Annotated in this window: 9 protein-coding genes; 3 read left to right on the top strand and 6 right to left on the bottom strand. The window is 49.8% G+C overall.

All coding sequences use genetic code 11. The annotated features are described in order from the left end of the window. Window positions 1-121 precede the first annotated feature (121 nt). Window positions 122-3,805 (bottom strand): methionine synthase, encoded by a 3,684-nt coding sequence (gene metH / locus BEB42_RS12340; RefSeq protein WP_105267408.1) that lies wholly within the window; start codon window positions 3,803-3,805, stop codon window positions 122-124. 199 nt (window positions 3,806-4,004) lie between these two features. Between metH and iclR the strand changes: the two genes are divergently transcribed. Beyond that, on the top strand, window positions 4,005-4,829 hold the full coding sequence (iclR, locus tag BEB42_RS12335; protein WP_105267407.1) for a glyoxylate bypass operon transcriptional repressor IclR: 825 nt from the start codon (window positions 4,005-4,007) through the stop codon (window positions 4,827-4,829). A gap of 316 nt (window positions 4,830-5,145) precedes the next feature. Beyond that, window positions 5,146-7,332 carry a ShET2/EspL2 family type III secretion system effector toxin gene (locus BEB42_RS12330; protein WP_105267406.1) on the top strand — a complete coding sequence of 729 codons (2,187 nt, stop codon included), beginning with the start codon at window positions 5,146-5,148 and terminating at the stop codon, window positions 7,330-7,332. On the opposite strand, the gene aceK is transcribed toward BEB42_RS12330, so the two are convergent. The 4 genes from aceK to metA form a co-directional block, all read right to left on the bottom strand. Further along, on the bottom strand, window positions 7,301-9,037 hold the full coding sequence (gene aceK / locus BEB42_RS12325) for a bifunctional isocitrate dehydrogenase kinase/phosphatase (protein ID WP_105267405.1): 1,737 nt from the start codon (window positions 9,035-9,037) through the stop codon (window positions 7,301-7,303). The two genes, BEB42_RS12330 and aceK, sit on opposite strands and share 32 nt — an antisense overlap. A gap of 48 nt (window positions 9,038-9,085) precedes the next feature. After that, complete coding sequence (gene aceA, locus BEB42_RS12320) at window positions 9,086-10,390, bottom strand: isocitrate lyase (RefSeq protein WP_000857856.1); 1,305 nt, start codon at window positions 10,388-10,390, stop codon at window positions 9,086-9,088. A 29-nt stretch (window positions 10,391-10,419) separates the two neighbouring features. After that, window positions 10,420-12,021 carry a malate synthase A gene (gene aceB / locus BEB42_RS12315; RefSeq protein WP_000138924.1) on the bottom strand — a complete coding sequence of 534 codons (1,602 nt, stop codon included), beginning with the start codon at window positions 12,019-12,021 and terminating at the stop codon, window positions 10,420-10,422. Window positions 12,022-12,289: 268 nt separating this feature from the next. Then, on the bottom strand, window positions 12,290-13,219 hold the full coding sequence (metA, locus tag BEB42_RS12310; protein ID WP_001122781.1) for a homoserine O-acetyltransferase MetA: 930 nt from the start codon (window positions 13,217-13,219) through the stop codon (window positions 12,290-12,292). Between the two features lie 156 nt (window positions 13,220-13,375). Between metA and BEB42_RS12305 the strand changes: the two genes are divergently transcribed. Next, complete coding sequence (locus BEB42_RS12305) at window positions 13,376-13,819, top strand: acetyltransferase (RefSeq protein ID WP_105267404.1); 444 nt, start codon at window positions 13,376-13,378, stop codon at window positions 13,817-13,819. A 63-nt stretch (window positions 13,820-13,882) separates the two neighbouring features. On the opposite strand, the gene BEB42_RS12300 is transcribed toward BEB42_RS12305, so the two are convergent. After that, window positions 13,883-14,266 (bottom strand): YjaA family stress response protein, encoded by a 384-nt coding sequence (locus BEB42_RS12300; RefSeq protein ID WP_001353546.1) that lies wholly within the window; start codon window positions 14,264-14,266, stop codon window positions 13,883-13,885. Window positions 14,267-14,410 lie beyond the last annotated feature (144 nt).

Below are 14,410 nucleotides of genomic sequence, written 5' to 3'. Positions count from 1 at the left end.
TTCGTTTTTCCGGCTAAGATTATTCCAGCCTGATTCCAGTATAAGTGTTTCATATTAATAAAGAGACAGGGCACTCATTGAGCGCCCTGTTTGTTGTAAGGAAAAGTGACAGATTTGTGAATCAGTCCGCGTCATACCCCAGATTCGGTGCCAGCCAGCGTTCAACATCTGAGACGCTCATACCTTTACGGCGGGCATAGTCTTCGACCTGATCGCGCTGAATTTGCGCCACCGCGTAGTACTTGCTGTCCGGGTGGCTGAAGTACCAACCCGAAACCGATGCACCGGGCCACATGGCGAAAGATTCTGTAAGTTTCATGCCGGTATGTTTTTCCACTTCCAGCAACTCCCAGATGGTGGCTTTTTCCGTATGTTCCGGGCAGGCCGGGTAGCCTGGTGCCGGGCGGATTCCCTGATAGTTTTCGCGGATCAGCTCTTCGTTGCTGAGGTTCTCGTTCGGCGCATAGCCCCAGTAGACTTTACGCACACGCTCATGGAGATACTCCGCAAACGCTTCGGCTAAACGGTCGGCAAGCGCTTTCACCATGATTTTGTTGTAATCATCGTGCTGTGCTTCAAAGGCATCAGCCAGTGCGTCCTCTTCCAGTCCGCCAGTCACGGCAAATGCGCCGATGTAATCTGCTTTACCAGAAAGCTTCGGCGCAACGAAGTCAGCGAGACAGTAGTTAGCGAAGCCCGTTTTTTCGGTCTGTTGACGCAGATGGTGGCTGACGTTGATCACATGGGTACGCGTTTCGTCACGGTAGATTTCAATGTCATCGCCCACACGGTTTGCCGGGAACAGCCCCACCACGCCACGCGGATTCAGCGTTTTCTCGGCGCTTAATTTATCCAGCATGTCGTTGGCGTCTTTAAACAGCCGCTGCGCCTCAACACCTACCACTTCATCTTCCAGAATGCGCGGATACTTCCCGGCCAGCGACCAGGTCATAAAGAACGGTGTCCAGTCGATGTAATTACGCAGCGTTTCGATGCTGGCTTCGACTTCCTGCACGCCGAGACGGTGCGCCACCGGCGGCGTGTAAGCCTGCCAGTCAAAAGCGAAATCGTTATCGCGCGCCGCTTCCAGCGTGACCGGTGGAGTGCGCGGTTTCTTGCGCCCATGTTGAATACGTACGGTTTCGTACTCTTTACGGGTACGAGCGACAAAATCATCACGCTGAGTGTCAGAAAGCAGCGCCGCCACCACACCAACGGTGCGTGAGGCGTTCTGCACATACACCGTCGGGCCACTGTAGTTTTGCTCGATTTTCACCGCCGTGTGCGCTTTAGAGGTGGTCGCGCCGCCGATCAGTAACGGAATGGTGAAACCCTGACGCTCCATCTCTTTCGCCACGTTAACCATTTCATCCAGCGACGGCGTGATAAGCCCCGAAAGGCCAATCAAATCAGCATTCACTTCTTTGGCGGTGCGGAGAATTTTTTCCGCCGGCACCATAACGCCGAGATCAACAATTTCGTAGTTGTTACATTGCAGCACCACGCCAACGATATTTTTACCGATGTCGTGGACGTCACCCTTCACTGTAGCGATCACCATCTTGCCGTTGGTTTTGCCCTGCTCTTTGCTGGCTTCTATGAATGGTTCGAGGTAAGCCACCGCCTGCTTCATCACACGCGCCGATTTGACCACCTGCGGCAGGAACATTTTGCCTTCGCCAAACAGATCGCCGACCACGTTCATGCCGTCCATCAACGGGCCTTCAATCACTTCAATCGGGCGCGTAGCCTGCTGGCGGGCTTCTTCGGTATCCTGCTCGATAAACTCGGTAATGCCTTTGACCAACGAGTATTCCAGACGTTTATTCACTTCCCACGAGCGCCACTCCGCCTGCTGGGCGTTAGCGGTGTCGTCGGTTTTGCTGCCGCGATATTTCTCGGCAAGCTCCAGTAAACGCTCGGTGCCATCGTCGCGACGATTAAGAATCACATCTTCCACCGCGTCGCGCAGTTCAGCGGGTAGGTCGTCGTAAATCGCCAGTTGCCCGGCGTTGACGATCCCCATATCCATGCCATTGCGAATAGCGTAGTAGAGGAACACCGCGTGAATGGCTTCGCGCACCGGATCGTTGCCACGGAATGAGAACGAAACGTTAGAAACGCCGCCGGAAATCAGCGCGTGCGGCAGTTCACGTTTGATGTCTTCACACGCGCCGATAAAGTCCTGCGCGTAGTTGTTGTGCTCTTCAATGCCAGTTGCGACCGCGAAGATGTTCGGGTCAAAGATGATATCTTCTGGCGGGAAGCCAACCTCTTCGGTGAGGATTTTGTACGCCCGACGGCAAATCTCGATTTTCCGTGCGCGGGTATCGGCCTGGCCCTGTTCGTCAAAGGCCATCACCACGACTGCCGCACCGTAGCGACGCAACAGTTTCGCGTGATGGATAAAGGCGTCGACGCCCTCTTTCATCGAGATAGAGTTAACAATGCCTTTGCCCTGGATACACTTCAGACCTTTTTCAATGACGTCCCATTTTGAGGAGTCGATCATAATCGGCACACGAGCGATATCCGGTTCACCCGCAATCAGATTAAGGAAACGCACCATCGCCGCTTCGGCGTCGAGCATCCCTTCATCCATGTTGATATCGATAATCTGCGCGCCGTTTTCCACCTGCTGACGCGCCACATCCAGCGCCTCGCTGTATTTCTCTTCTTTAATCAGGCGTTTGAACTTAGCGGAACCGGTGACGTTGGTCCGCTCGCCGACGTTCACAAACAGGCTGTCGTCGCCAATGTTCAGCGGCTCCAGGCCGGACAAACGACAGGCTACGGGAATTTCCGGTAGTTTGCGCGGCGCTAATCCTTCTACTGCACGGCTCATCGCTGCAATATGTTGTGGCGTGGTGCCGCAGCAGCCGCCAACAATATTCAGGAATCCCGCTTCTGCCCATTCACGTATTTGTTTTGCCATCGTGTCGGCGTCGAGATCGTATTCACCAAAAGCGTTGGGCAGCCCAGCATTCGGGTGCGCGGTGACGTAGCATTCCGCAATCCGTGACAGCTCCTGCACGTACTGGCGCAGTTCATCGGGCCCCAGCGCACAGTTCAGGCCAAAGGTTAGCGCTTCGGCGTGGCGCAATGAGTTGTAAAATGCCTCAGTGGTCTGCCCGGAGAGTGTGCGCCCGGAGGCGTCGGTGATGGTGCCGGAGATCATAATCGGCAGTTCAACACCCAGCGCTTCAAACTCCGTTTTCACCGCAAAGACCGCCGCTTTGGCGTTAAGAGTGTCGAAAACGGTTTCAATCAGGATCAGATCCGCACCGCCTTCCACCAGCGCTTTAGTGGATTCTCGATAAGCCGCCACCAGCTGGTCAAAAGTGATGTTGCGGAATGCTGGATCGTTCACGTCCGGAGAAATAGACGCCGTGCGGTTGGTCGGGCCGAGAACACCGGCAACGTAGCGCGGTTTCTCTGGCGTACGGGCGGTCCACTCGTCAGCACAGGTACGCGCCAGCTTCGCCGCCGCAAAGTTGATTTCCGCCGACAGGGATTCCATCTGGTAATCCGCCATCGCAATAGTCGTGGAGTTGAAGGTGTTGGTTTCGATGATATCCGCGCCCGCTTCAAAGTAGGCGTTGTGGATAGCGGCGATCACTTCCGGTTTGCTGAGTACCAGCAGGTCGTTGTTGCCTTTGAGATCGCATGGCCAGTCGGCAAAGCGTTCACCACGAAAATCGGCTTCGTTCAGTCGATAGCTCTGGATCATAGTGCCCATACCGCCATCCAGCACCAGAATACGTTCATTTAACTGCGCACGCAGTTGTTCCACTTTGCTGCTCACACTTGCTCCCGACACGCTCAACCCAGATTTAATAAAAATTCAACAAACCATACTGGCATAAACGCATCTGTGGTAAAAGCGAGCACCACGCAACATGAGATTTGTTCAACATTAACTCATCGGATCAGTTCAGCAACTATTGCATTAGCTAACAATAAAAATGAAAATGATTTCCACGATACAGAAAAAGGAGGCTGTCATGGTCGCACCCATTCCCGCAAAACGCGGCAGAAAACCCGCCGTTGCCACCGCACCAGCGACTGGGCATGTTCAGTCTTTAACGCGTGGCCTGAAATTACTGGAGTGGATTGCCGAATCCAATGGCAGTGTGGCACTCACGGAACTGGCGCAACAAGCCGGGTTACCCAACTCCACGACCCACCGTCTGCTAACCACGATGCAACAGCAGGGTTTCGTGCGTCAGGTTGGCGAACTGGGACACTGGGCAATCGGCGCACATGCCTTTATGGTCGGCAGCAGCTTTCTCCAGAGCCGTAATTTGTTAGCCATTGTTCACCCTATCCTGCGCAATCTAATGGAAGAGTCTGGCGAAACGGTAAATATGGCGGTGCTTGATCAAAGCGATCACGAAGCGATTATTATCGACCAGGTACAGTGTACGCACCTGATGCGTATGTCCGCCCCTATTGGCGGTAAATTACCGATGCACGCTTCCGGTGCGGGTAAAGCCTTTTTAGCCCAACTGAGCGAAGAACAGGTGACGAAGCTGCTGCACCGCAAAGGGTTACATGCCTATACCCACGCAACACTGGTGTCTCCTGTACATTTAAAAGAAGATCTCGCCCAAACGCGCAAACGGGGTTATTCATTTGATGATGAAGAACATGCGCTGGGGCTACGTTGCCTTGCAGCGTGTATTTTCGATGAGCACCGCGAACCATTTGCGGCAATTTCGATTTCCGGGCCGATTTCACGTATTACCGATGACCGCGTGACCGAGTTTGGTGCGATGGTGATTAAAGCGGCGAAGGAAGTGACGCTGGCGTACGGTGGAATGCGCTGACTTTTTCTGGCGGGTAGAGGTAATATTCTGCCCGTCATACCTGAGTAGCAATAGAATAAGGGTATCTGTTAATCGCATTGACGCAAAAATAACTTAATATCATACACTTCACACACTTTTATTAACTCAGCATTATTTTTAAACATCAAACCACTTAATTATTAACAAAATCGCAAGAACTCATTGCGCCGAAACTTTTGCGGTTTCATTATGAGATTGAGCGATTTATGATATTTCTTTACTTGTAATCATATTAAATTTTTTCACTGTTCTGATAGTTAAAATTCCAGACATCAATAAACAATGAGATATTTAAATGATTACTCGTATTCCTCGCAATTCTTTCTCTTTAAATATTAATAATGCAGCCCAGACAAATGAACACCAAAACCTGAGTGAATTGTTTTATAAAGAACTCGAGAATAAATTTTCTGGCAAGGAGCTGGGGACACCTCTATTAAAAAGCTTCTCAGAAAACTGTAGACAAAACGGCCGTCATATCTTTAGCAATAAGGATTTTGTCATTAAATTTTCCACGTCTGTCTTACAGACTGATAAAAAAGAAATTACGATAATTAATAAAAATGAAAACACGACACTCACTCAAACCATTGCTCCAATATTTGAAGAATACCTAATGGAAATTTTACCTCAACGCTTAGACACTCTTGACAAACAAGAATTAAACCTAACCTCAGATAGAAAAGAAAAAGAATTTCCAAGAGTTAAACTTAATGGTCAATGTTATTTTCCGGGGCGCCCCCAAAACCGTATAGTATGCCGACACATTGCTGCACAATATATTAATGATATTTATCAGAATGTTGATTACAAACCCCATCAAGATGATTATTCTTCAGCTGAAAATTTTCTCGCTCACTTCAACAAAAAATGTAAAAACCAGACTTTGGCGTTAATTTCCAGCCGTCCTGAGGGGCGTTGTGTTGCTGCCTGCGGTGATTTTGGTCTAGTTATGAAGGCATATTTTGACAAGATGGAATCAAATGGTATCAGTGTTATGGCAGCCATATTATTGGTGGATAACCATGCTTTGACGGCCCGGCTAAGAATAAAAAATACAACTGAAGGATGTACCCATTACGTGGTTTCGGTTTATGATCCTAATGTAACTAACGATAAAATAAGAATCATGAGCGAAAGTAAAGAGGATATTAAACACTATTCTCTGATGGATTTTATGAATGTAGATTATAGCCTCCTGAAATGGTCAAATGATCATGTTATTAACCAATCTGTTGCAATAATTCCAGCACTTCCGAGAGAACAGCTATTGATGTTAAAAGGATCTGTGGATGAAATAACCCCTCCATTATCACCTGCAACGATGAATTTGCTCATGGCAATTGGTCAGAATCACAAACTTACGCAGTTGATGATTCAGCTCCAGAAAATGCCAGAACTACATAGAACAGAAATGTTGACTGCCTATAATAGTATTAACCTGCCAGGTTTATATTTGGCTATAAATTATGGTAATGCGGATATCGTTGAGACTATTTTCAATTCACTGTCAGCTCCTGGATATGAAGGATTACTCTCGAAAAAAAACCTCATTAATATTGTGGAGGCAAAAGATAAAAATGGTTGTTCTGGATTATTTTTAGCGATATCACGTAAGGATAAAAATGTCGTAACCTCGATTCTGAACGCCTTACCTAAACTTGCTGCTACACATCATTTAGATAACGAACAGGTGTATAAAATCCTGAGTGCCAAAAGTAGATCGTCCAGCCATGTTTTATACCATGTTATGGCGAATGGTGATGCCGACATGCTGAAAGTTTTTTTGGATGCATTACCTTTGTTAATTCGCACATGTCATTTGACTAAAGAGCAGGTACTCGTTCTCCTGAAGGCAAAGGATTTTTATGGTTACCCGGGGCTATACCCGGCGATGCAAAATGGACATAGCGATATCGTGAGAGTTATACTCGAAGCATTGCCCTGTCTGGCCCAGGAAATTAACATTTCCGCTTCTGATATTGTAGATCTTCTGACCGCCAAAAATCTTGCGCGCGACACGGGTTTGTTTATAGCCATGCAGCGCGGACATATGAACGTTATTAAGACTATTTTTAACGCATTACCCACTCTGTTTAATACGTTTAAATTCGATAAAAAAAATATGAAGACCCTCCTCCTGGCACATAATTCTAATGAATATCCCGGTTTGTTTTCAGCGATACAGCATAAACAACAAAACGTTGTAGAGACAGTTTATCTTGCTTTATCTGACCATGCACGCCTTTTTGGATTTACCGCTGAAGATATTATAGATTTTTGGCAACATAAAGCGCCACAAAAATACTCTGCCTTTGAGTTGGCTTTTAAATTGGGTCATCGGGTTATTGCTGAATTAATCCTTAATACGTTAAATAAGATGGCTGAAAGCTATGGCTTTACGGATAACTCTCGATACATCGCGGAGAAAAATAAGATGGAAGCTTTACTCAAAAAAGCATCTCCCCATATCGTACGCTAAATCTTTGCCTGCGCCGATACGCATAAACATCTTCCACATGTCCTTCACGAATGCGGTTTTGTAGTGCGCGCCAGTAATCGGCGCGGAACAGGTCGGCGTGCATCTCTTCAAACAGCGGACCAATGCGCGGATCGGCGCAAAGCCAGTGGCGGAATTCTTCCGGGAAAACATCGCCCGGCGAGACGCTGTACCACGGTTCGCTGGCAAGTTCGTCCTCCGGGTAGCGCGACGGTGGGATGTCGCGGAAGTTTACTTCCGTCATGTAGCAAATTTCATCGTAATCATAAAACACCACGCGCCCGTGGCGGGTGACACCGAAGTTTTTAAACAGCATGTCGCCAGGGAAGATATTGGCGGCAGCAAGCTGGCGAATAGCGTTACCGTATTCTTCAATGGCGTCGCGCAGCTGCTGACCTTCCACTTGTTCCAGCCAGATATTGAGCGGCACCATCCGCCGCTCAATATAGAGATGGCGAATTACAATCTGTTCGCCGAGATCGGTGATTTTTTCCGCCGCTTCCTGGAGCAGTAATTCCATTAATGCCGGTGCGATTTGCCGCTTCTCCAGCACAAAGTTTTCAAACTCCTGGGTGTCCGCCATTCGACCTACGCGATCGTGCTCTTTCACCAGTTGGTAGCAGGCACGAACGTGAGCTGCAGACATCTCTTTCTGCGGCGCGAACTTGTCTTTAATCACTTTGAACACCCGATCAAAACCCGGCAGCGTAAACACCAACATCACCATGCCACGAATACCCGGCGCTTCAATGAACTGCTCATTACAGCCCTGTAGATAAACGAGATATTCGCGGTAGCTCTCGGTTTTAGCGTGCTTCTGGCAGCCGATAGCCATATACAATTCAGCGGTGGTTTTACCTGGCAGAATTTCCCGTAGCCACTCGACCAGTGCTGCGGGCAGCGGTGCATAAACCATAAAATAGGAGCGTGCGAAGCCAAAGACGATGCTCGCTTCGGCGGTCGTCGTCAGGCAAGTATCAATAAATAACTCGCCGTCGTCCGTCTGATGGATCGGCAGCAAAAATGGCAATGTGCCGAAAGGCGTGATCAGTTTGCCCACCAGCCAGGCGGCTTTATTGCGATAAAACAGTTCGTTCGCCACCTGTAAATGGCTTTCCGCGAGGTTGTCTGTCCCCAACATTTCTGTCAGATGGCGAATGATGTAATGAATGTCACGGCTTTTATTTTGCCAGCGCAGACGCAGCGGCAGATCGCTGATAACGCGCATTAGCAGAGATTCCCAGCCGTGATCGGGGTGAAAGTCTTTCGCCAGCGGGCGGGGAATGGTACGAAAACGGCGCTCTGGCTGGGAGCTAAAGATAAAAAGCCGCTCGGGAGTAAGCGAGCGGTGGTCAAATAACCGACAGTACACGGAGTTAAAAAAGCTCTCCGCAATCTCGAAACGCGGGTAGTCCGGCAACAGCCGGGTGTAATGCTCTTTAACGCGCAGTAAAAATGCCGCGTCCGTGCTTTGGCCGTTGGTAATGCAGCGCAGTTGCTCCACCACCAGACCCACGTGATGATCGTAAAGATGGATACGGTTTTTCATCGCCTGCTGGACAGCGTGCCAGTCGGCTTGTTCGAAACGCTGCTGCGCCCCGGAAGTCACTTCGAGGAATCGACCATACTGAGCGTCGAAGCCTTGCAGAATGGTTTGTGCAATCAGTAATTCCAGGCCACGCGGCATCGCCTCTCCTTAATTCGCCCCTCGCCTTACGGAAAGGGGCGTTGGTTATTAGAACTGCGATTCTTCGGTGGAGCCGGTCAGCGCGGTGACTGAAGACGTGCCGCCCTGAATAATGGTCGTCACTTTATCGAAATAACCTGTACCCACTTCCTGCTGGTGAGATACGAAGGTATAGCCATCTTTCGCGGCGGCAAATTCCGGCTGCTGCACTTTCTCAACATAGTGCTTCATACCCTCGCCCTGGGCATAGGCGTTTGCCAGGTCAAACATGTTGAACCACATGCTGTGGATGCCTGCCAGGGTGATGAACTGGAACTTGTAGCCCATATCCGACAGCTGCTGCTGGAAGCTGGCAATAGTTTTGTCGTCGAGGTTTTTCTGCCAGTTGAACGACGGCGAGCAGTTATAAGCCAGCAGTTTGCCCGGATATTTCGCGTGGATAGCTTGTGCAAAGCGACGCGCCAGTTCCAGATCCGGCGTGGAGGTTTCACACCATACCAGGTCAGCATATGGCGCATACGCCAGGCCACGGCTGATCGCTTGCTCAATGCCCGCATGAGTACGGAAGAAGCCTTCACTGGTACGCTCGCCGGTAATAAATTCGCTGTCATACGGGTCGCAATCGGAGGTGATCAGATCCGCCGCATCGGCATCGGTACGTGCAACCAGCAGGGTTGGAACGCCCGTCACGTCAGCTGCCAGACGCGCCGCGACCAGTTTCTGAATAGCTTCCTGAGTTGGCACCAAAACTTTGCCGCCCATGTGACCGCATTTCTTCACTGACGCCAGCTGATCTTCGAAGTGAACTGCCGCTGCACCGGCTTCAATCATCGCTTTCATCAGTTCAAAGGCATTCAGGACACCGCCAAAACCGGCTTCCGCATCGGCAACGATCGGCAGGAAGTAATCGACATAGCGCGGATCGCCCGGCTCAATGCCCGCGGACCATTGGATCTGATCCGCACGGCGGAAGGTGTTGTTGATCCGCTCCACCACAGCTGGCACCGAGTTTGCCGGATAGAGCGACTGATCCGGATACATGCTGGCCGCCAGGTTAGCGTCCGCCGCTACCTGCCATCCCGACAGATAGACTGCTTCAATACCCGCTTTCGCCTGTTGCAGCGCCTGACCGCCAGTCAGTGCACCGAGGCTGTTGATGTAGCCTTTTTTCGACTCGCCATGCAGCAGACGCCACATTTTCGCCGCGCCCAGTTGCGCCAGCGTGCATTCAGGATTGACTGAACCGCGTAATTTCACCACATCTTCCGCGCTGTATGGGCGAGTAATGCCTTCCCAACGCGGTTGAGTCCACTCTTTCTGTAATTCTTCAATTTGTTGTGTACGGGTTTTCATGTGCAGATGCTCCATAGTTATGTGGTGGTTTACGCTAACAGGCGGTAGCCTGGCAGGGTCAGGAAATCAATTAACTCATCGGAAGTGGTGATCTGTTCCATCAAGCGTGCGGCATCGTCAAAACGCCCCTGGGAGAAACGTTCTTCGCCCAGTTCGCTGGCAATGACTTTCATCTCTTCGCCAAGCATCTGGCGGAACAAGGCTTTGGTCACCGGTTTGCCATTGCTCAACGTTTTTTGATGATGGATCCACTGCCAGATCGAGGTACGGGAAATTTCAGCCGTCGCCGCATCTTCCATCAGGCCATAAATCGGCACACAGCCGTTGCCGGAGATCCATGCTTCGATGTACTGCACAGCCACGCGAATGTTGGCGCGCATACCTTCTTCGGTGCGTTCACCATCACAAGGTGCCAGTAGCTGATCGGCAGTAATCGGCGCGTCTTGTTCGCGCATCACTTCAAGCTGATTTTTACGGGAGCCGAGAATGTCGTTGAATACCGCCATTGCCGTATCCGCAAGACCTGGGTGAGCGATCCATGTGCCATCGTGACCGTTATTGGCTTCCAGCGATTTATCCGCTTTTACTTTGTTGAGCACCTGGTTATTGCGCTCTTCATCTTTGCTCGGAATAAACGCTGCCATGCCGCCCATCGCAAATGCGCCGCGTTTATGGCAGGTTTTGATTAACAGGCGTGAATAGGCATTAAGGAACGGTTTATCCATCGTCACAGCCTGTCTGTCTGGCAGGACGCGATCGGGATAGTTTTTCAACGTTTTGATATAGCTGAAGATGTAATCCCAACGACCGCAGTTCAGACCAACAATATGGTCACGCAGCGCGTGAAGGATTTCATCCATCTGGAACACGGCGGGCAGCGTTTCAATCAGCAACGTCGCCTTGATGGTGCCGCGCGCCAGATTAAAGCGATCTTCTGCATAGCTGAAGACTTCGCTCCACCAGGCCGCTTCCTGCCAGGACTGGGTTTTTGGCAGATAGAAATAGGGGCCACTGCCTTTTGCCAGTAAGGCCTGGTAGTTGTGAAAGAAGTAGAGCGCAAAATCAAACAGGCTGCCAGGGATTGCCTCACCACGCCAGGTGACATGTTTTTCCGGCAAGTGCAGACCGCGTACCCGACAAATCAACACCGCTGGATTGGGCTTGAGCTGGTAAATTTTGCCTGCTTCATTGGTGTAACTGATGGTGCCATTAACTGCATCGCGCAGGTTAATTTGCCCATCGATCACTTTGTTCCAGTCCGGGGCCAGTGAATCCTCAAAATCGGCCATAAAGACTTTCACATTGGCGTTGAGCGCGTTGATCACCATCTTGCGCTCTACGGGTCCGGTAATCTCTACCCGACGATCTTCTAAGTCCGCAGGAATACCACGAATTTTCCAGTCAACATCACGAATGGAAGCTGTTTCCGAAATAAAATCAGGCAATGTTCCGTTATCGATATCCTGCTGCTGCTGAATGCGCGCTGCCAGAAGTTTATTACGTTGTGGCGTAAAATGCGTCACCAGCTCAGTCAGAAATTCTACCGCTTCGGCAGTAAGAATTTGCTTCTCCTGCTCGCCATACGGCCTTGTGAAAACCAGTTCATCGGTTGTTGTTGCCTGTTCAGTCATCGTGCAGCTCCTCGTCATGGATCCGAAAACTTCCCCACTGTGAACGAAGGATTGTTGTGTGCTTTTCGTTCAGCACAACTAAGACTACTCATTTAAAATGCAAAATCAAAAACAATTTCCATTTTAAATAAAAATACATGTTAACCTATTGATAACAATATGAATAAAATTTATTCACCTCTTGAGGTGTGTTTCGGAAATAAAAAAGGCACCCGAAGGTGCCTGAGGTAAGGTGCTGAATCGCTTAACGATCGACTATCACAGAAGATTAATCCAACGTTGGATTCATGTGCCGTAGATCGTATGGCGTGATCTGGTAGACGTAATAGTTGAGCCAGTTGGTAAACAGCAAATTACCGTGACTACGCCAGCTCGCTCGCGGTGTATTTTGCGGATCATTATGCGGGAAATAGTTATACGGTACATCCGGGTCTAGTCCGGCTTCCACATCGCGGAAAAATTCCTGCGCCAGCGTATGTGCGTCGTATTCCGGATGCCCCGTCACAAAGGCAATGCGCTTATCTTTGCTGGCAAACAGATATGCATCCCCTTCTTCTGTCTCCGCCAGAATTTCCAGATCGGTATAATCACGAATCAACGCTGCCGGAAAGTCAGCATAGCGCGAATGCGGTGCCAGAAATGAATCATCAAAGCCACGCGTCAGAAGCGCATGAGGATGGAGAATGTGATGCTCATAAACGCCAGAGAGTTTGTCGGTGCGGGTTTGCTTAGGAATGCCGTAGAGGATATTGAGCGCAGCCTGTACCGCCCAACAGACAAACAGCGTTGAGGTGACGTGATCTTTCGACCACTCCAGCACCTGTTTGATCTGCGGCCAGTAAGCGACGTCATTAAACTCCACCAGGCCCAGCGGCGCGCCAGTAACTATCAGACCATCAAAGTTTTGTTCCTGAATATCTTCAAAGTTACAGTAGAAGTTATTCAGATGCTCTGCGGGCGTGTTGCGCGATTCACGGGAATCGATGCGCAACAGCTGAATATCGACCTGCAAAGGTGAGTTTGAAAGCAGGCGCAGAAACTGATTTTCAGTTTCGATCTTCTTCGGCATCAGGTTAAGGATAAGCACCTTTAGCGGACGAATTTCCTGACCAGACGCGCGAGAAGTTGTCATCACAAAGACGTTTTCTTCACGCAAGAAATTGACGGCGGGTAGCTCGTCCGGCACACGAATCGGCATAACCTGATTACCTCACTACATACGCTTATACGTTTAGACATCCAGATAGCTGAAGATAACCAGAAAATTTGCCAATGTCGAGCCTGCATGTTGAAGGTGAGAAAGTTTCAAGGAAAAGGCTACGTTAGAATATAAGAATGACGAAAAGGAGAGAAAATGGTTATTAGTATTCGCCGCTCACGGCATGAGGAAGGGGAAGAACTGGTTGCGATTTGGTGCCGTTCTGTCGATGCCACTCACGATTTTTTATCAGCAGAGTATCGGGCCGAGCTGGAAGAGCTGGTGCGTTCCTTCCTGCCGGAAGCGCCGTTGTGGGTCGCGGTTAATGAGCGGGATCGGCCGGTTGGGTTTATGTTGTTAAGTGGGCAGGATATGGATGCGCTGTTTATCGATCCTGATGTGCGCGGCTGCGGCGTGGGTCGGATGCTGGTGGAACATGCGCTCTCGATGGCACCGGAACTGACAACCAACGTTAATGAGCAAAATACGCAGGCGGTGGGGTTCTATAAAACGATGGGGTTTAAGGTTACGGGACGCTCGGCAGTTGACGATCTGGGGAGACCGTATCCGCTGCTGAATCTGGCGTATGTGGAGGCGTAGGCAATTTTTTTCTCATCCCGGTGAGCTGAACTTCAGGTTTCGTACCCACCAATGGTGACATGATTATTTCTGCTTAAGCATTGCCATGACCGCACTATCACTGAGCACCACTGATTGCGCATGGATGTGGAAATGGCGATATTTCATTAACGTTGCACCAGCGACCACTTCATGAAGAATGCGTTCCTCAACCTGTGACAAACCGCCCTCATTCATTTCCAGCGCGCTCACAACAATATCCATACGTTTTGCTGGCAAAAAAGAGTACCAGGGTGAACGTGGGTGGAGTTGCAAAACAAGATCTTGCAGAACTTTTTCTGCAACAAAGAAATTGGCGATTAACAGGCGCTGGTTACTGAAGGCAGCCTCTCCTGACACTTCACGTTTGCTTTCAAGATCGCGAACAGTAATTTGATTACGACGAATTTGGATATACAGAACTGACATGAGATTCCCTTCATCATGCAAATAATTGATATGCAAAAAACCCCGGCCTTATGGACCGGGGTTTTTCTAATTTGATGCCTGGCAGTTCCCTACTCTCGCATGGGGAGACCCCACACTACCATCGGCGCTACGGCGTTTCACTTC

This window comes from Escherichia sp. MOD1-EC5990, from assembly GCF_002965285.1.
Classification (GTDB): domain Bacteria; phylum Pseudomonadota; class Gammaproteobacteria; order Enterobacterales; family Enterobacteriaceae; genus Escherichia; species Escherichia coli_F.
Note: the sequence above shows the minus strand (reverse complement) of the source record. Positions and strands in the feature narration are given on the sequence as shown.

Bases quoted from the DNA above. Each gene is read 5' to 3' on its own strand.
- iclR (WP_105267407.1), top strand. From the start codon at position 4,005: ATGGTCGCACCCATTCCCGCAAAACGCGGCAGAAAACCCGCCGTTGCC.
- aceK (WP_105267405.1), bottom strand. From the start codon at position 9,037: ATGCCGCGTGGCCTGGAATTACTGATTGCACAAACCATTCTGCAAGGC.
- BEB42_RS12300 (WP_001353546.1), bottom strand. From the start codon at position 14,266: ATGTCAGTTCTGTATATCCAAATTCGTCGTAATCAAATTACTGTTCGC.
- aceB (WP_000138924.1), bottom strand. From the start codon at position 12,021: ATGACTGAACAGGCAACAACAACCGATGAACTGGTTTTCACAAGGCCG.
- aceA (WP_000857856.1), bottom strand. From the start codon at position 10,390: ATGAAAACCCGTACACAACAAATTGAAGAATTACAGAAAGAGTGGACT.
- BEB42_RS12305 (WP_105267404.1), top strand. From the start codon at position 13,376: ATGGTTATTAGTATTCGCCGCTCACGGCATGAGGAAGGGGAAGAACTG.
- BEB42_RS12330 (WP_105267406.1), top strand. From the start codon at position 5,146: ATGATTACTCGTATTCCTCGCAATTCTTTCTCTTTAAATATTAATAAT.
- metA (WP_001122781.1), bottom strand. From the start codon at position 13,219: ATGCCGATTCGTGTGCCGGACGAGCTACCCGCCGTCAATTTCTTGCGT.